The following is a 17,014-nucleotide window of genomic DNA, read 5'->3' as shown; positions in this document are numbered from 1 at the left end:
GTCAGAGCTCCCGGGTCCAGCTCAGGTACAGCGCCCGGCCGTCACCGGGTGAGTAACCCGAGGAACCGCTGTCGTACCAGGCATACACGTAGAAACGATCTGTCGCATTTTTCAACTGCAGGGCCAGGCTGTTGCGCGCGTCCAGCCGATACGTGGCGCTCAGGTTCAACAGTGCATAGCCGCCGTAGCGTCCCAGCGTGTTGGTCCTTTCCACGAAGTAGTCGCCCTGGCCATTGCCCCAGGCGCTGAAGGCCCAGTCGGCCGTCGGGGCGTAGTCCACACCCGCGCTGGCCAGCCAGTTCGGCACGTTCTCGATCTGCCGCCCGCGGGTCTGCGGCGCACTGGGGTCGGGCACCTCGATCACCGCCTTCTGCCGCGAGTACGCGGCCCAGGCGCGCCACTGTGCGCTGGCCTGCCACGTCAGCTGGGCGTCCCAACCGCGGCGCAGCGTCTGGCCCACGTTGCCGACCTCATTGGCCCCGACCACGCCATTGACGCCCAGGACGGTGGCGACCTCATCGCTGGCCCGCTGCTCCCAGTACGCGATGCGGGTCTGCAGCCCCTGCACGGGCGCCCATTTCATCCCGGCCTCCCAGCCTTCGTTGAGGGACGGAGCAAGATCGTTCAGCTGCGTTCGATACGCGCCATTGCCGCTGCCGATCTGGAACGTTCGCCCCCAGTTGGCGTACGCAACCGTGGTCGGGCTGAGATCGTAGGACACACTCAGCTTGGGTTGTTTGATCAGGCCATAGTCGTACACCGGTGCGCGCAGGCCGGTCGCCCCATTGTGGAAGTCGCCATACATGCGATCGACCCGGTAGGCGGGCACGATCTTCAGCGCGTCCATCGGCCTGATCACCGCCTGCACGTAGGCACCCCGGGTATCGAGGGTGTAGTCCCAATCGCGCAGGGTCGCCTGGCGCTCGCGCGCGACGGTCCTGTAGCGGCGGGCCGTGTTGTCCTGCCACTGCCCATCCACGCCGGCATCGAGGACGAACTCGGCCAGCCGCGAGTCCGGGCGCCAGGTGGTGTTCAAGAGCAGGCCGCGATGGGTCTCATCGTTGAAACGTTCCTGTTGAGCGCCCCCCGCGGTGAACGTCACCCAGCGTTGGTTGCGATAGTCGTTCTGGTAGGCCTTGGCGTTCCAGCTCCAGTCGCTGCCCAGTGCGCCATCGATGTGCACGGCGGTCTGGACCGTCTCGCGCTCACTGCGGTCATCGCGTGCGTAGGCCGGCGATTGCGTCGGATTGGCCTGCACCTCCGGATAGCTGAGGTAGCCGGCTTCCAGTGCGGCGTTCTTGTAGTAGCGGCTGGTCAGCCCTGCGCGCCACCGGCCGTCAGGGTCGGTGTAGAACCACTTGCCGGCGAAGCTGCGCTGCGTGCCATCGGCATGGTCGCGCTCGCCGTCGGACGTGCGCCAGCCGACGAAATAGTTCTGTGACCAGGCGCCGCTTTCGAACCCTTTGGCCAATTGCATATCCTGCGTGCCAAAGCTGCCGGCGGTGATGCTCAGCTGGCCGTCATTGCCACCCTGGCGGGTCAACACATTCACGTCACCGGCAATCGCATGCAGCCCGTAGCGGGCATCGTTGGTGCCGCGCACGATCTCGAGCGCGGCGATGTCCAGCGGAAACACCGCATCCAGGTAGGGCATGCCGCCCGAATTGTCATTGCTCGGAATACCGTCGATCAGCAGCTTGACCGCGTTGATACGGCCCTCGCCGTTGAAACCCCGGAAGGAAAAGCGGCCGGCGTCGGTGCCCATCTTGAACTGGGTGACCTGCACGCCCGGGGCATTCATCAGCAGCTCCCAGCTATGGTCGACCTTCTGCGGTTGAAGGACATCGCCGCCGATGAGATCCACCGAGGTGAATACCGAGCGGGCCGACAGCTCGCGCTCGGCGGCCGAACGCGCCTGCACGGTGCCCAGGGTCAGCACGGTACCGTTCTGGGCAGCGACGGTGGCGGGAAGAAGAAGGGCAGCGGCAAGCACGGCCGTGATGGCCTTGGCCAAAGGTCGATACGAAAAAGAAGGTGTCATGGTCCACAGCATTCGATGCCGCGGTCAGCGTGACCGGGGCAGGGACAAGGTCCGGCCGACGGGCCGGATGGCGCAGAGCGTTGGGCACGAGCCGGCAGGGCGCAGCAAGGCTGCACCGGATCCGTGCCGGATCAGCAGACCAGAACAGGTGGGCCGCGGGCGCCGAGGGTGCCGTGAGCGGGAGCGCGACGACGCTCGACCAGACCTGACAGCGATCGAAACACGGCCGGCCACTGCGTCAGCAGCAGGAGCAGCGCCACGAGCAGGCTGATGAGACGGGCCGCGATCAGGCAGTACTCGCAGTCCACGCCCATGTCATGGTTGGCGTGCGGATCGGCAGGCGCTTCGGCAGCGGGGCGGGCCTCGCCCTGATCCTTATCGTGATGCGCGTGATGGCCCGCGTGCGCGTCGGCATCCGTCATGGCGTGATGCGCCGCATGGGAATGGGGTGCAGGCGAGGCTTCAATGACGGGCGCGGTCACCGGCGCCAATGCCCGGCTGACCATGGGCGCGACGATCACCAGCGCAATCGCCAGGAAGGCCCAGGCATGAAGCCAGCGGTGGAGGAGGGACGTATGCACCGGCCCGATGGTAAGGCATGGTCGTCGGATTCCCGGCGAAAATGCCCGTTTTGTGCTCAATTGCGACGGTTTGTCGCAGTCTGGCGCTGGGCGGCGTGCACTCTGGAGCGGCTCACGGACCGGCCTCGTGCCCGCACTGCACATTGACAATTCTCCAAATAGGACGCTTATATCCTATGTGGGCCTGAATCCATCCCCATCGTTTGCGTTGGCAGGGCAGCCAGGTCACAGGATTCTCAACCGCTTGCGTCCCAACGCAGGCTTCAGCACGCCATTCAAGAGAGCACGACATGACAGCAGTGAAGGGTTGGCGGCCGTTTCGTCGGTGGGTGAAGTGGATCGTGCTCGGTCTGCTGGCGGTCGTGGTCCTGCTCACCCTCATCGGGGTGGTCTACGAGGCTTTGGCGCGCCGGAGCGCGGCGACCGATCATCCACTGCGCGGCCAGATGGTTGATGTCGGCGGACGCCAGATGCATATCGAGTGTCGCGGCAGTGGCACCCCGACCGTGATCTTCGAGTCCGGCCTCGGCACGGGCGGCACGATGGACTGGACCCGGGTGCACGACCGGATCGCCCGCTTCACCCGCGCCTGTGCCTACGACCGCGCCGGCATCATGCGCAGCGATGCCAAGGACACCCCGCAGCGTGCGTCAGCCGTGGCCGATGACCTGCACGCCCTGTTGAAAGGTGCGGGCATCACCGATCCGCTGGTGCTGGTCGGCCATTCCATCGGCGGGCCGTATACCCGCACCTATGTGGGGCGCTACGGCGAGCAGGTTGCCGGGCTGGTGATGGTCGACCCCTCGCATCCGGATCAGATCGCCCGGCTCGGCAGCGTGGTGAGCATCGATGTCCACCCGAAGAAGGTGTCGCTGTTGATGCATACCGCCACGGCACTGTCCCGGACCGGCCTGGTGCGCTTCCTGTTCTCGCGCGCCGATCATGGTCCACGCCCGAAGGATGAGGCCGCGGAGATCACCGCCTTCTCCAGTGCCTCGGTCACGGGCGCGACCGCTGAGCTCGACGGCTTCGACAGCACCATGGACGATGCCCGGGCGGTCACCTCGTTTGGCGACCGCCCGGTGATCGTGCTGACCGCGTTGAAGCCGTTCAAGCCCGACGAGCTGAAAAAGATGGGGCTGACGGCAGAGGAGGGCGCCCGGTTCAAGCAGGAATGGCGCACCTTGCATGCCGAACAGGCCGCCCTGTCCAGCCGCGGGCGGCAACAGATCGTGAGCGATTCCGGTCACTACATCCAGATCGATCAGCCTGATCGCGTGGTGGATGCGGTTCGCGAGGTCGTGGATGACGTGCGTGCGCAGGCGCGCACCAACAAGGAGATGCAATGATGAAGCGCACCCTGCTGTGGGCGGGCGTATCGATGCTGTTCGCCGCCAACGCGGCCGCCGCCGACTATGACCTGGTGATCCGCGGTGGACGCGTGCTCGACGGTGCCGGCAATCCGTGGGTCCGTGCCGATGTGGCCGTCAAGGAGGGGCGCGTGGTCCAGGTGGGCCAAGTCCCCGGGCAGGGCACCCGCGAGATCGACGCGACGGGGCGCTATGTGTCGCCGGGCTTCATCGACATGATGGATCAGTCCGGCGCGGCGCTGCTCAAGGACGGCGCGGCCGAGAACAAATTGCGGATGGGCGTGACCACACTGATCGGCGGCGAGGGCGGACCGCCGGTGCCTGCGGCGGGGATGCCGGGCTACTTCAAGCAGCTTGAAACGCAGGGCATCGCGGTCAACTTCGGCACGTACTACTCCTCCACCCAGGCGCGCGTGCATGTCATGGGCGATGCCGCCGGTGCGCCGACGCGCAAGCAGCTGGAGGCCATGGGCGAGCAGGTGAAGATGGCGATGGAGGCCGGCGCGTTCGGCATCTCCAGCGCCCTCATCTATGCACCCAGCAGCTTCCAGAGCACCTCGGATCTGATCTCGCTGGCCAAAGTGGCCGCGCAATGCGACGGCTTCTACGCTACGCATATGCGTGACGAGAGCGAGGGCGTGGTCAAGGCCATCGAGGAGGCCATCGAGATCGGCGAGAAGGGCGGCGTCAAGGTGGAGATCTTCCACCTCAAGGCAGCCTATGCACCGGAGTGGGGCAAGCTGATGCCGCAGGCGCTGGCGACGATCAATGCCGCGCGCGACCGCGGGGTCGATGTAGCCGCCGATCTGTATCCGTACACCGCAGGCGGCACCGGGCTGGAAATCATCGCGCCGAGCTGGGTCTGGGCCGATGGGCTCGAGAAGGGCATCGAGCGCGTGCGCGATCCCAAGGTGCGCGAGCGCATGAAGAAGGAGGTCGCCGCCGGTTCGATGCCGGGCTGGTCGAACCTGGTACACGCGTCGGGTGGTTTCCAGAACGTGCGTCTGGCCAATAGTTTCAGTGAGAAGTACCGGCGCTTCCACGGCAAGACGCTGGCCGAGATCGGTGCCGAGCTGAATCTGGATCCGGCCGATGCCGCCTGGGATATTGCGCTGGAAGGGTTGCCCAATCGCGCGGTGGCGCTGTATTTCATGATCAGCGAAGCGGATGTGCAGCTCGCGCTGCGCCAGCCCTGGGTCAGCATCGGCAGTGATGCCGCCGCGGCGGTGAACTACGGCAGCGACGGCGCCATCGGCCTGCCGCACCCGCGCGCGTACGGCACGTTCCCGCGCATCCTCGCCGAGTATGTGAAGCGACGCCAGGTACTGACGCTGGAAGACGCGGTCCGCAAGATGACGAGCTGGCCCGCACAGCGGATGGGATTGAGCGATCGCGGGCTGATCCGCGAGGGGATGCGCGCCGATATCGTGCTGTTCGATCTGGACACACTGGACGATGTGGCGAGCTGGGACGCGCCCGCCGGCGCGCCGACCGGCATCGAGACCGTGATCGTCAACGGTGTGGTGAGCTTCGAGGGCGGCAAGCACACCGGCGCCCGGGCCGGCTCGGCGCTGCGCCACCCCTGCCGCACGCGCTGATCCACGTGCGCGCCCCAACTACCACAGGACACAATTCATGATCCGATATTCCACCGGCGGCAGCCTTCTTGCCCTCGCGCTCGCCGCGTCCGCGCCGGCACTCGCGGCCGCACCACCGATCACCAGCGCGGACGATCTCGGCACGGCGGTCTCCGCACAGATCGCCTGCGCTGGCATTTTCGTGGCCAACCGTGCCGAGGCTGACGTACTGCGCGACGACATCCACGCGCTGGCGCCATTTACCAAGGCGGTGGCGCTGTCGGTTGATCGCAAGGCCGGGACGGTCACCGCTTCAGCGCCTGGCGCGGCCACGCGTACCGCGCTGCATCGACCGGCCGTCGGCTGTACGTTGACCACCGGCGATGTGCCGCTGAAGACGCTCGATGCCCAGGCCGCACGGCTCTCACCGCTGCGGCAGCTGTCGGCACGACCCTGGCCGCAGGGTGACCTGCCGGCTCCGGCGCTGCAGGCGGCCGCCGAGACGAAGCTCGACCGCGCCGCACTGGATGCGGCCGTGAGTGCGGCGTTCGCGGAGCAGAACGTGGGCGGCTACCCGGACACCCGGGCGATCGTGGTGGTGCAGGGTGGGGCGATCGTCGCCGAGCGCTATGCGCCGGGGTTCAATCAGGACACCCGCATGCTCGGCTGGTCAGCCACCAAGAGCATCATGGGTACGCTGGTCGGCCTGCTGGTCGATGACGGCGTGCTTAAGCTGGATGACCCGGCACCGGTTCCCGAGTGGCAGGGCAAGGGCGACCCGCGGGGCGCCATCACGCTGCGCCAGTTGCTGACGATGTCGAGCGGGCTCACCTTCGTGGAGAGTTACAAGCCAGGCAACGAGTCGATCAAGATGCTGTTCGAGGCGGGCGACATGGCCGCGCTGGCCGCCGCAATGCCGCTTGAACACGCCCCCGGCACGCACTGGAGCTATTCCTCGGGCACCACCAACATCCTCTCGCGCATTGTCTTCGACGCAACCGGCGGCACGCTGGAAGGCATGACCCGGTTTGCGCAGACCCGTCTGTTCGAGCCGGCGGGCATGCGCAGCGCGCTGATCGAGCCGGACGAATCGGGCGTGCTGGTCGGCAGTTCCTATGGCTACGCCACGGCTCGCGATTGGGCGCGCTACGGGCTGCTGCATCTCAACCACGGCGAAGCGGGTGGCAAGCGCCTGCTGTCGAAACAATGGCTGGCGTTCGCCCTGACCCCCACCCCCGCATCACCGCGCCCCTCGTACGGCGCGCAGCTCTGGTTGAACCGGGCGGCGCCAGATGAAGAAGGGCGCAAGGTGCTGCAGGACGTTCCACCCGATGCCTTCATGGCGATGGGCCACAACCACCAGATCGTGGCCGTGATCCCGTCGCAGGATGCGGTGATCGTGCGGCTGGGCTGGACGCCGGAAGGTCAGAAGTTCGACTGGAACAAGCATGTCTCGCGGATCGCAGCCGCGCTCGCTCCGGCCGCTGCGCCGTCGAGTGAGGTTGCCCTGATGCGCAGGCAGGGCGCCGACCGCGGCGCCCATTGACAGTTCTCTTTATGGAGAACTACTGTCTCAATGTGAGAAATGCTCACCTTGAGGCAGGGAAACCAGATGTGCTCGATCACGCTATTGGCAACGCCCCCATTGAGTCGTGACCCCGCTGCAACCGGGGTCAACGCCTGATGGCCCCCCTGAAACTCGGCATCGCGGTGGATGCGCTTCGTCTGGCCGCCCCCTTCCGCATTGCCAGTCACGTGTTCGACAGCCGGCTGGCCATCCTCGTCACCCTGGATGACGGCGTGCATATCGGTCGGGGCGAGGCCACCGGCGTTTACTACCTTGGCGAAGACCTCGACAGCATGCGCGCCCAGATTGAAGCGGCGCGCGATGCGATCCAGGCACACCCCACGCGCGAGGAACTGCGTTCGATCCTGCCGGCAGGGGGTGCCCGCAATGCTGTCGACGCCGCCCTGTGGGAGCTGGAATCAAAGCAGTCGGGCAGGCCCGTCTGGGCGCTTGCCGGACTCGCGGCGCCGCGACCGCTGCCGACGACCTTCACCGTGGGCGCCGATGCGCCATCGGCCATGGCGGCCGCTGCGCTGGCATATCGGCAGGCGCGCTCGATCAAGGTCAAATTGACCGGCGATCTGGATCTGGACATTGCCCGCGTCGAGGCCATCCGCGCAGTGCGTCCGGACGTGTGGCTCGGTGTGGATGCCAATCAGGGCTACCAGATCGCCGATCTCGACCGTCTGGTGACCGCCATGCTCGCCGCTGACGTATCCCTCATCGAGCAGCCGCTGGCGCGCGGGCGCGAGTCCGATCTGGACGGGTTTGCATCGCCCATTCCCTTGGCCGCAGACGAAAGCGCGCTGACGCTGGCGGACGTCGAGGGACTCAAGGGTCGCTTCAACGTGTTCAACATCAAGTTGGACAAATGCGGCGGTCTCACCGAGGCGCTGCTGATCGCCGCCGCGGCGCGGGAAGCTGGGCTGGGCGTGATGGTCGGCTGCATGGTGTGCAGCAGCCTGGGCGCCGCGCCCGGCTTCGTGGTCGGCCAACTGTGCGACCTGGTCGATCTGGATGGCCCGACCTTCCTCAAGCAGGACCGCACGCCCGGCGTGGTGTATCGGGACGGCACGATCTGGTGCGACGAGGCCGTCTGGGGCAGCTGACCGTGGGAGTGGGAGCCGTCCTGGCACACAGTTTCATGTCGATGTTGCGACGCGGGATTGACAGTTCTCTGAACAGGATTATTGTGTCCTACATGGGCTTATAAGCATCCATCATTTCCCAGGAGCGTCACTGCCAGGCCGGCATGCCCCTGAACCCCGGGGCGCCCTGACTGCCGCACTTCGTGCCCATTGCCGTGGGCTTCCTGCTCGCTACCGAGGTCTCATCACATGAGTCACTGTTCGCCCCGAATCAACGCGTTGTCGCTGGCCTGCGCTGCAGGCATCCTCGCCCTGGGCTGCAGCGCCCCGGTCATGGCGCAGGTGGCCGCTGAAAAAACCAATCGTGACGACGTGCATACCCTGGGCACGGTCACCGCCACCGCACAGAAACGCGTGGAAGTGGTGACCGATATCCCGATGTCGATCAGCGTCATCAGCGAAGAACAGCTGGACCGTCTGCAGGTCAACAACATGAACGACCTCGCCGGACTGGTGCCGGGCCTGCAGGTCACCAGCCTGGGCGCGCCGGGCCGCTCGACGATCTCCATCCGCGGCATTACCCCGATGGGCAACACCGCCGCCACGTCGATCTATGTGGACGACGTGCCGCTGACCGCCAATGGCTCGCTGTCCGGCGCCACCTCGGGCATGTTCGATCTGCTGCCCTACGACGTACAGAACGTGGAAGTGCTGCGTGGCCCGCAGGGCACGCTGTACGGCGCGAGTGCGCTGGGCGGCGTGGTCAAATACGTGACCAAGCGGCCGGACCTGGAGTACTTCGCTGGCCGTGCAGGCGCCACCATGCGCGTGGTGGACGACGGCGGTCGGGTCGGGCACTCCGAGCGCGCGGCGGTCAATGTGCCGCTGGTGAAGGGCACCCTGGCCCTGCGCGCCAGCTACGCCGAGCAGACCAGCCCCGGCTGGATCGACAACACCGTCCTGCATCGTCGCGACACCAACGATGTGCACCAGAATGCCGGTCGCGTCTCGCTGCTGTGGAAAGCCTCGGACACCGTGGACGTCCTGCTGACCGCGATGCGCCAGGAGAACAAGGGCGACAATTTCGCAACCGTGGCACTGGATCCTGTCACCTTCAAGCCGAAGCTGCCGGGTTACGCCAACGAGTATCTGTTCCTGCAGCCGAGCACGATCAAGTACGACGTCTACGGGCTGACGGTGGACTGGGATCTGGGTTGGGCGGATTTCACCTCTGCCAGCAGCTGGATGAAATCCAACTCGTGGCGCCTGCAGGACCAGTCCGTCGAGTACATTCCGCTGCTGGGCCAGCGCCCCGGCGTGGGCCCGGTGATGGCGTACGCCGCGCTCGACACCGACATCGAACTCAAGAAGTGGACCCAGGAACTGCGCCTGACCTCCAAGGGCGACAGCCGCCTGCAGTGGCAGGTCGGCGCGTTCTACACCGATGAGGACGCGGCCTATATCGAAGATGGCAGCGCACTGAGCCCGGCGTTCGCCCCGGTGCTCAATCTGTTCAAGGCCTCCGTGCTGACCAGCTATAAAGAGAAGGCGCTGTTCGGCAACACCACCTGGAAGTTCACCGATCGCTTCGATCTGGCCTTGGGCGTGCGCCATGCGCGCAACGATCAGGTCTTCCGCCAGACGCTGGGCGGCCCGCTGGGCGGCGACGGCGTGCAGCGCGTCACCGAGTCGTCGGAAAGCGTGACCACCTGGAGCGCCAGCCCGCGGCTGTTCCTGGGCGAGGACACCATGGCCTACCTGCGTGTGGCCACCGGCTACCGTGCCGGCAGCCCGAACCCCATCCTGCCGGCCGCGCCGGATGTGCCTTCGCAGGTCAAGTCCGATACCTTGATCAACTACGAAGCCGGCGTGAAAAGTCACTTCTGGGATCGTCGTGCGCTGATCGAAGTGGCTGCGTTCCGGATCGACTGGGATGACATCCGCCTGAACCTGCTCACCCCGCAGGGCATTTCCTATGGCGTCAACGGCGGCAGCGCACGCAGCCAGGGCGTGGAATTCACCGGCGCGCTGATGCCCGTCGACGGCCTGCGCCTGAGTGCCAGCCTGGCCTATACCGATGCCCAGCTGACTTCGCCGATTCCGCCGGCGCGTCCGGGCGGCGCCAATCAGGCCGAATCCGGTGCGCAGCTGCCGCAGGTACCGGAGTGGGCAGGCAGCCTGCAGGCCGACTACCAGTTCCCCACCAGTGGCGACTGGGGCTGGAGTGTCGGCGGCGCGCTGCGTTATTACGGCGAGCGCGAGGCCTCGGTGGCGTCTGCGCAGTCCTTCGAGCTGCCCAGCTACACCACGGTCGATCTGACCGCCGAAGTGAGCAGCCAGAACACGACCGTGCGGTTCTTCATCACCAACCTCACCAACAAGGACATCTACGTCGCCGCCGGCAGGACCATTCCCGCTGGCACGGCGCAGAACTACCGCCGCTGGAACGCGGTGATGATGCAGCCGCGTACGGTGGGCGTGTCGCTGGACTACAGCTTCTGATCGGCGCCTGATGAAACGCGCGGCACCTTCGGGTGCCGCGCAGGGCGGGTTACTTGGAGAACTCCGCCGGCAGGAAGCCCAGCCACAGCAGCAGCAACACCAGCCAGAGCCATCGCCAACGGCCCATGCCACGCCACGCGGCACGCCAGGGACCGGGTGTCTTCCGCTGGCTCATACCGCCGCCTTTCGCGCACGCGCACGCAAGGCATCGGCGGTGCGCAGGCCGTAGATGTACACGCCGGTGAAACACAGCGAGGTGAGCAGGGCACCGGCCACGAACCACAGCAGGCGAATCGGCCAGCCGCCGAAACTGCCGAAATGGAGCGGGTCGGCCATTTCCGCGATGCGTTGGTGCACGCCCAGATCGCCGCCGTCATGGCGGCCCAGCACAGTGCCGTCCTGCAGATCCAGCGCGATGTTGTTGGCCCGTTCGCGCACCAGCCAGGCAGTGGCCTCACCCATCAGGACCAGCCCGCGACCATCGCGACTCACGAGCGCGCCGGTGGGCGTGAACGCTGGCCATTGCTCCGATACGTGACGCACGGCGGCATCCACCGCCGCAGGGTCCACGGGGCGCGGTGGCGCGTCGCCATCGGCCAGGCGCGTGACCGGGGCCGCCGGCGCATCGCCACCCAGGGATTCGACCAGATACCACGCCCCGGTGATGCCGATCAGCAGCAGGAACCACATCGACCACACGCCGGCCAAGCGATGCAGATCACCCCAGAGGCGGCGCGGGCGCGCGGTATCGGGACGCTTGAAGAAGCCGCGCCACCATTTCTTGTAGATGTACAGACTGCCCAGCCAGGACAGCAGCAACGGCACCGAGAGTGCCGTCACCAACGGCACCCCATAGATGACCGGCAGCATCAGATGGCGATGGGTGTTGCGCAGCAGGCGCTGCACATTGAACCAGCCGGTGTCGCCGGTGACCTGCGCGGTGTAGGGGTTGATCCACACAAAGCGCCTGCGGCCATCGGGCAGGCGCATCTGCGCGCGGGCCGCGAACAAGCGGGTGTGCCCGGCGCTGATCCCCTCCAGCTCCCAAGCCGGCCGAGCGCGCTGCGCAGCCGAAATGATGCGTCCCCAACTGGCGGTGTCACCACCGTCGGCCACCCGCATCGGCTTGTGCAGCAGCCAGTCGATCTCCTGCGAAAACACCGCGAGCGTGCCGGTCAGGCAGACGAAGCCCATGAACAGACACAGTTTCAGCCCGATCCAGCTGTGCAGCTCGAACCAGCGCCGACGCCCGCCACCGGTTGCGGGCAGGGCGGGCAGGGGCGCTGGCGAAGGCTGGCGCGTGGCGTTCATCAGAAGGTATAGGCCGCTTGGACATACACACGACGCGGTTCGCCCGGGAAATGGCCCGTGCGCCCGGTGAAGCCGCTGGCCGCGTAGACCTTGTCGAACACGTTCTTGATGTTGGCCTGGAACTGCCACTGCTGCCACTGCGTTTTCCAGCTGACATCGAACGTGGTGTATGGCTTCACCGTCTGCCCATCCAGGCTGATGCGCTCGTCCACATGGTCGGCACCGAAGCCCACGGCCGACTGGATCGCCGGGAAGTCATAGCGGGTCCACAGACCCAGCTTGTTGCGTGGTGCGTTGGCAAAGCGATCGCCCGACGCATTGGTGATGCCACCGGTGCCGGCATCCTTCACCACAGCATCGTTGTAGGCGTAGGTGAGATTGACCACCCAGCGGTCGGTCACGTCGGCCAGCAGGTCCAGTTCCATGCCCTCGCTGCGCACCAGCCCCAGCGTCGACAGCTGGTTCACGCCATCGATCACCGCGCCGGTGGCCTGCACGATGTTGCTGCGCTCGATACGGTACGCGGCCAGGTTCAGGGTGATGCGCTCGGCCAGCAGGCTCTTCATGCCCACTTCCCACTGCCGGCTGCGCTCGGGATCGAACGGCCCACCGGCGGCGGCATTCTGGTTGGCTGCCGATTGCGGCACGAAGCCGCTGGCCACGTTGGCATACAGGTTTACCCCGTCGCGGACCACGAACGTGCTGCCCAGGCGCCAGCTGATGTCATCGCCATCCACGCTGCTGCCGGCGATGCGATCGTCATCCTTGAAGCCATCCCAGCGCAGCCCGGCCAGGATGTGCCAGCGCGGGGTCAGGGTGATCTCGTCCTGCAGGTAGCCGCCATACCGCTTGCTGCGGGTGCTGGTCGCACGCCAGGGCAGGGCGGCCAGGTTGTAGTCGTGATAGGAGGTCACGCCATACACCGGGTTGAACAGGTCGATGCCCGGGACAGGGCCGGCACCGCGAGCGAGGTCCGCGCTGTTCGCGGTCTGGGCGTTGAAGTCCGCGTCCATCTGGTACACGTCGGCGCCGAACAGCACCTTGTGGTCCACGCCTCCGGTGCTGAGCCGCCAGACGGCGTTGGCGTTGGCGGCGAAGGCGTCATTGGCGCGGATCTGGTTGCGCAGCTGGCGTGTCATCCACTCGGCGGTGCCATCACGATCGCGGTCGATCAGGCCCATCGGCTCGTGGTACATCTGGTGTTCGTTGTTCTCGAACCAGCGCGCCGCGACGTCCAGATCCAGGCTGGAGGTGGGCGAGAAACGGTACTGGGCCAGCACCACCTTGGCATCCATATCGAGGAAGTCGGTGGCCTCGTTGTGGTTCCAGCGGCGATCGGTCAGGAAGGTGCCTGCATCGTTCACCGGCACGCCGCGCAGGCGATTGCCCCCCAGCTTCTGCGTGATGTCGGTGTACTGCAGCACCAGCTCGCCGGTCTCGCCCACGTCGAACGCAATCGACGCATCACCGATCACGCTTTCGCTGTCGGTATTCCAGCGCACGCCGTCTTCGGTGTCGCTGTAGAGGCCAGCGCGGTAGCGCACGCTGCCGGTGGTGTTCAGTGCACCGGTGGCTTCGACGGAGGCGGCGCGGAAATCGTTGTTGCCGACCTGCACCTCCACCCGGCGCTCGGCCTTGGCCGACGGCTTGCGGGTCACATAGTTGATGACGCCGCCCGCATCACCGCCACCGTACAGCGCGCCGGCCGGACCCTTCAGCACTTCGACGCGCTCGATGTTGAACAGCTGCGGCACCGAGAAGCCCGCGTAGGGATCACCACGCAGCCCGTCATACAGCACATTCTCCTGGCGGAAGCCGCGCAGGGTGACACCGGCATAGCTGAAGAAGCTGATGCCACTGATGCTGCGATACAGATCGGTGACCTGGCGCGCGGCCTGATCGTCGATCAGCTCGCGGGGCAACACCTGGATGGACTGTGGCACCAGGTCCAGCGGGGTATCCGTTCGGGTGCCCACCGCCGCGTCATTCACGCGATACAGGGTCTGCGCCCGCCCCAGCACCTGGACCTTGTCCAGTTCCTTCACCTCCGGCGGGGTGTCGACCTCGGCTGCGTGAAGGGCAGTACTGCCGGAGAGCGCGATGGCGAGGGAAAGAACGTTGCGGGCAAAGAGGGGCATCGGGGGAGGGGGGAATCGAAGGTGGGAATGAGACATATTACCATTTGACGCACTTTGATACATGCGCCGCTGCAGCCTGCCCGGATGGGGTGATATCGGTGAGCGCGCGTGCGGCGCGGGGTTGCCTGGGCATCGGACACCGGTAACAGTAAAGCGTGACCCGTCGATCCAAAGGACTGTGATGACCCGAATTGCATTGGCCCTGCTTGCCCTGCTCGCCGTGGCGCCCACCGCGCTGGCGGTACCTTCGTGGGGCGCGAAGACGTCCCGTCCGGCCGATACCGTGCCGGCGGCATTGCACCCTGGCGAGTGGGTCTGGGGCGGCGACGCGAAGGCGATGGGGCCGATGGCCGTGGTCGTGAGTCTCACCGAGCAGCGGGCCTACGTGTACCGCAACGGGCTGCTGGTCGCGGTCTCGACGGTGAGCACCGGCAAACCCGGGCATGAGACGCCCACCGGGGTGTTCACCATCCTGCAGAAGGACAAGGACCACCGGTCGAGCAAGTACAACGACGCGCCCATGCCTTACCAGGAGCGGCTCACCTGGGATGGCGTGGCCCTGCACGCCGGCGGGTTGCCCGGCTACCCCGTATCGCATGGCTGCGTGCACCTGCCCACCGAATTCGCGCGCCTTCTGTTCGGTGCGACCAACATGGGGATGGTGGTGGTGATCGCCAAAGAGGGCGTGTCGCCATCAGAGCTGGTCCATCCACGTGTGGCCAGTCCGATCGATCCCGGTACCGGCAAGGAAGTTCTGGCCGCCCCCTTGGGCGTGCAGGAGCAGTTCCGCTGGCAGCCGGAACGTGCGCCGACCGGCGTGTTGTCGCTACTGCTGAGCACCTCGGACGGCAGGCTGTTTGCGTATCGTGATGGCAAGGAGATCGGGCGGGCGAGGGTGGGCTTCCGCGACGGGGCGGCGCCAGCGGGAACGCGGGCTTTCATGGTCGCCGATGGCGTTGCACCGGCAACGGCTCCGTCATGGGTGGAGATCGGTATCCCCGGACAGGAAGCGGCCAGCGGAACGGTGGTTGCCCGGGCAGAGGAGGATAAGATCCTGCTGCCACCGGGTTTCCGTTCCCAACTGCAGCCACTGCTGCGCCCGGGCGTGGTGCTGCTGGTCACTGACAAACACGTGCTCGCCGACACCACCGGCGCGTCCCTGCAGGTCCTCAACGCGGATCCGCCGGAGCTGTAACGGCACTCCTTCTCAACCGCTATGCTTGTACGGATACCACCCTCCACCCGTACAGGCACGGCAGGCCGCATCACGATGAACGTGAAAACAAGCACCGCAATGCGTTCTACCGTGCTGCTGCTGTCAGCGGCCTTGCTTGCCAGTGGCTGCACGCGAACCAAGCGTGAAACGGTGCTCTCGTCGGACACGCTGAAAGTCGTGGCGGTCACCGAAAGCAGGCTGGATATCAACGTCAGCAAGTACCAGCACTACACGACGTTCGAGCTGTATGTCGATGGCGGAAAGCTCTCCGACAGGGCTTTCGCAGCACTCCTTAAAGATCCTGGCGCCGCTGACGATCGCTTCGTCCATACCGATGCGGTCGTCCTCGACGACCACGCGGTGCTGCTCGCGTCACACAACCGGGACAGCCTGCGCTGCTGGACAACACGCCTGTCCACCAGCGGCGGAACGCCGAGGGTGGAGGAACTCATGACCGGTACGGTCGACTGCTCCATCCGCCCGGCACCCGCTGGATGGAAAACGCTTTACGAAGAACCCGGCGACCTGATCCTGATCCGGGAGCACCCCTTCCAGCGCCATCCGATTGCAGGCTACTGGTACGTGCTCTGGATCGAGGGAGACGTCGCAGCGCTGTATCAGAAAGACCGGGAGCATGAGCGGCTTGTTGTCAGGCTTGCCCGGATTTCCTCGGACACGTCCCTCGCAGAGCAGGCGCTGCCCATGCAGCAGTACGCAGAGCCTGACCTGCTGTACGCCTCGCCGGAGGCGCGCAGGCAATGGCTGTTTGATAACTTCAGGGTCTCCATGGGGCACACGCCCTCGATCCAGCTGCGTGCAGACAATCGGCTGGAAACCATCACGCCGGAGGTCTGGGCGCAGTACCAGGCGATTGATCGGGAGAACCGGGAGCTGGATGCCCGCGCGCGCGCCGAAGGAGAGGCCTGGAACGACGCACAGCGCAAGGCGCTGGACGCCGGAACGTCGGAGCAATCGCCTGCCCGATAGCACCTCCTCCCGGAAGAACGCTGTCGGCTGCATCGACCCGCCTGCCGCTGGTATCGTCAGCATCCAGGGCCCCACATCACATGGTCAGGACTCACATGGACGTCGTTGCACACTCTGTCTGCCCTGATCTGGGCGACCGCATCATCAAGGTCAATCATGCTGGGGAGCATGGTGCCATTGCGATTTACACCGGACAGATTCTGTTGGCCCGGCTGACCGCACCCGCACTGGTGGATGAGCTACGTGAGTTCCGTTCGCACGAGGAACGACATCGCGCCGTCTTCGGCGCGGAGCTGCAGCGACGCGGTCGTCCTCGGTGCCGAAGCTACTGGCTCTGCGGCGTGGGTGGTTTTGTCCTCGGCGTCGCGACCGGCCTGCTGGGGCGAGGGGCTATTTCCGCAACCACGACAGCCGTAGAGCGTGTGGTGCTGCGCCACCTCCAGCACCAGATTGTGGTGCTGGAAGGGCATGACCCTGCCGCAGTGCTGGCCATCTCATCCATCATTGCGGACGAGCAACAGCATCACGATCAAGCCCTGGCGCATAGCCAGGCAGGCGCGTTCTGGCCCAAGGTGCTCGGCCCTGTCGTGTCCGGCGCGACGGAAGCCGTCATCTGGCTGGGCATGCGGTTGTAAA

At 66.1% G+C, this 17,014-nt stretch carries 13 protein-coding genes; 8 read left to right on the top strand and 5 right to left on the bottom strand.

Annotated elements, in window-relative coordinates:
* Window position 1: 1 nt before the first annotated feature.
* Together K4043_RS02030 and K4043_RS02025 are read right to left on the bottom strand one after the other, a co-directional pair.
* A complete protein-coding gene (locus K4043_RS02030; protein WP_265308000.1) occupies window positions 2–2,041 on the bottom strand; it encodes a TonB-dependent receptor in 2,040 nt (679 codons plus the stop codon).
* 131 nt (window positions 2,042–2,172) lie between these two features.
* The gene (locus K4043_RS02025; RefSeq protein ID WP_321160126.1) at window positions 2,173–2,622 is read right to left on the bottom strand and encodes a DUF2946 family protein; all 450 of its coding nucleotides are present in this window, start codon (window positions 2,620–2,622) and stop codon (window positions 2,173–2,175) included.
* A gap of 290 nt (window positions 2,623–2,912) precedes the next feature.
* Between K4043_RS02025 and K4043_RS02020 the strand changes: the two genes are divergently transcribed.
* The 5 genes from K4043_RS02020 (at window position 2,913) to K4043_RS02000 (ending at window position 10,726) form a co-directional block, all read left to right on the top strand.
* On the top strand, window positions 2,913–3,971 hold the full coding sequence (locus tag K4043_RS02020; RefSeq protein ID WP_265307999.1) for an alpha/beta hydrolase: 1,059 nt from the start codon (window positions 2,913–2,915) through the stop codon (window positions 3,969–3,971).
* Window positions 3,971–5,590, top strand: a complete 1,620-nt coding sequence (locus tag K4043_RS02015) for a D-aminoacylase (protein WP_265307998.1) — start codon at window positions 3,971–3,973, stop codon at window positions 5,588–5,590. The genes K4043_RS02020 and K4043_RS02015 overlap by 1 nt, the downstream gene beginning before the upstream one ends.
* 37 nt (window positions 5,591–5,627) lie before the next feature.
* Window positions 5,628–7,115 carry a serine hydrolase gene (locus K4043_RS02010; protein ID WP_265307997.1) on the top strand — a complete coding sequence of 496 codons (1,488 nt, stop codon included), beginning with the start codon at window positions 5,628–5,630 and terminating at the stop codon, window positions 7,113–7,115.
* A gap of 137 nt (window positions 7,116–7,252) precedes the next feature.
* Entirely contained in the window at window positions 7,253–8,245 is a 993-nt protein-coding gene (locus K4043_RS02005) for a dipeptide epimerase (protein ID WP_265307996.1), read from the top strand.
* 228 nt (window positions 8,246–8,473) lie between these two features.
* Window positions 8,474–10,726, top strand: coding sequence for a TonB-dependent receptor (locus tag K4043_RS02000; protein ID WP_123729309.1), 2,253 nt, complete (start codon window positions 8,474–8,476; stop codon window positions 10,724–10,726).
* A gap of 49 nt (window positions 10,727–10,775) precedes the next feature.
* Here the strand turns inward: K4043_RS02000 and K4043_RS01995 are convergent, their stop codons facing one another.
* The 3 genes from K4043_RS01995 to K4043_RS01985 are packed head-to-tail and all read right to left on the bottom strand — an operon-like array spanning window position 10,776 to window position 14,175.
* Window positions 10,776–10,901, bottom strand: a complete 126-nt coding sequence (locus K4043_RS01995) for a hypothetical protein (protein ID WP_265307995.1) — start codon at window positions 10,899–10,901, stop codon at window positions 10,776–10,778.
* Window positions 10,898–12,037: a PepSY-associated TM helix domain-containing protein gene (locus tag K4043_RS01990; RefSeq protein ID WP_265307994.1), complete on the bottom strand. Its 1,140-nt coding sequence runs from the start codon at window positions 12,035–12,037 to the stop codon at window positions 10,898–10,900. The genes K4043_RS01995 and K4043_RS01990 overlap by 4 nt, the downstream gene beginning before the upstream one ends.
* Entirely contained in the window at window positions 12,037–14,175 is a 2,139-nt protein-coding gene (locus tag K4043_RS01985; protein ID WP_265307993.1) for a TonB-dependent receptor, read from the bottom strand. The genes K4043_RS01990 and K4043_RS01985 overlap by 1 nt, the downstream gene beginning before the upstream one ends.
* A 181-nt stretch (window positions 14,176–14,356) precedes the next feature.
* On the opposite strand from K4043_RS01985, the gene K4043_RS01980 reads away from it, so the two are divergent.
* From K4043_RS01980 to K4043_RS01970, 3 genes are all read left to right on the top strand, one after another.
* On the top strand, window positions 14,357–15,370 hold the full coding sequence (locus tag K4043_RS01980; RefSeq protein WP_265307992.1) for a L,D-transpeptidase: 1,014 nt from the start codon (window positions 14,357–14,359) through the stop codon (window positions 15,368–15,370).
* A 75-nt stretch (window positions 15,371–15,445) separates the two neighbouring features.
* Window positions 15,446–16,378: a hypothetical protein gene (locus K4043_RS01975; protein WP_265307991.1), complete on the top strand. Its 933-nt coding sequence runs from the start codon at window positions 15,446–15,448 to the stop codon at window positions 16,376–16,378.
* A gap of 95 nt (window positions 16,379–16,473) precedes the next feature.
* Window positions 16,474–17,013, top strand: coding sequence for a demethoxyubiquinone hydroxylase family protein (locus tag K4043_RS01970; protein WP_123729304.1), 540 nt, complete (start codon window positions 16,474–16,476; stop codon window positions 17,011–17,013).
* Window position 17,014: the final 1 nt, after the last annotated feature.

Source organism: Stenotrophomonas sp. SRS1 (assembly GCF_026130205.1).
GTDB classification, from domain to species: domain Bacteria; phylum Pseudomonadota; class Gammaproteobacteria; order Xanthomonadales; family Xanthomonadaceae; genus Stenotrophomonas; species Stenotrophomonas rhizophila_B.
Note: the sequence above shows the minus strand (reverse complement) of the source record. Positions and strands in the feature narration are given on the sequence as shown.

What these genes read in the sequence shown, in the direction of transcription:
- K4043_RS02030 (WP_265308000.1), bottom strand. Translation starts at nt 2,041, where the DNA reads ATGACACCTTCTTTTTCGTATCGACCTTTGGCCAAGGCCATCACGGCC.
- K4043_RS02020 (WP_265307999.1), top strand. Translation starts at nt 2,913, where the DNA reads ATGACAGCAGTGAAGGGTTGGCGGCCGTTTCGTCGGTGGGTGAAGTGG.
- K4043_RS02015 (WP_265307998.1), top strand. Translation starts at nt 3,971, where the DNA reads ATGAAGCGCACCCTGCTGTGGGCGGGCGTATCGATGCTGTTCGCCGCC.
- K4043_RS02010 (WP_265307997.1), top strand. Translation starts at nt 5,628, where the DNA reads ATGATCCGATATTCCACCGGCGGCAGCCTTCTTGCCCTCGCGCTCGCC.
- K4043_RS02005 (WP_265307996.1), top strand. Translation starts at nt 7,253, where the DNA reads ATGGCCCCCCTGAAACTCGGCATCGCGGTGGATGCGCTTCGTCTGGCC.
- K4043_RS02000 (WP_123729309.1), top strand. Translation starts at nt 8,474, where the DNA reads ATGAGTCACTGTTCGCCCCGAATCAACGCGTTGTCGCTGGCCTGCGCT.
- K4043_RS01995 (WP_265307995.1), bottom strand. Translation starts at nt 10,901, where the DNA reads ATGAGCCAGCGGAAGACACCCGGTCCCTGGCGTGCCGCGTGGCGTGGC.
- K4043_RS01990 (WP_265307994.1), bottom strand. Translation starts at nt 12,037, where the DNA reads ATGAACGCCACGCGCCAGCCTTCGCCAGCGCCCCTGCCCGCCCTGCCC.
- K4043_RS01985 (WP_265307993.1), bottom strand. Translation starts at nt 14,175, where the DNA reads ATGCCCCTCTTTGCCCGCAACGTTCTTTCCCTCGCCATCGCGCTCTCC.
- K4043_RS01980 (WP_265307992.1), top strand. Translation starts at nt 14,357, where the DNA reads ATGACCCGAATTGCATTGGCCCTGCTTGCCCTGCTCGCCGTGGCGCCC.
- K4043_RS01975 (WP_265307991.1), top strand. Translation starts at nt 15,446, where the DNA reads ATGAACGTGAAAACAAGCACCGCAATGCGTTCTACCGTGCTGCTGCTG.
- K4043_RS01970 (WP_123729304.1), top strand. Translation starts at nt 16,474, where the DNA reads ATGGACGTCGTTGCACACTCTGTCTGCCCTGATCTGGGCGACCGCATC.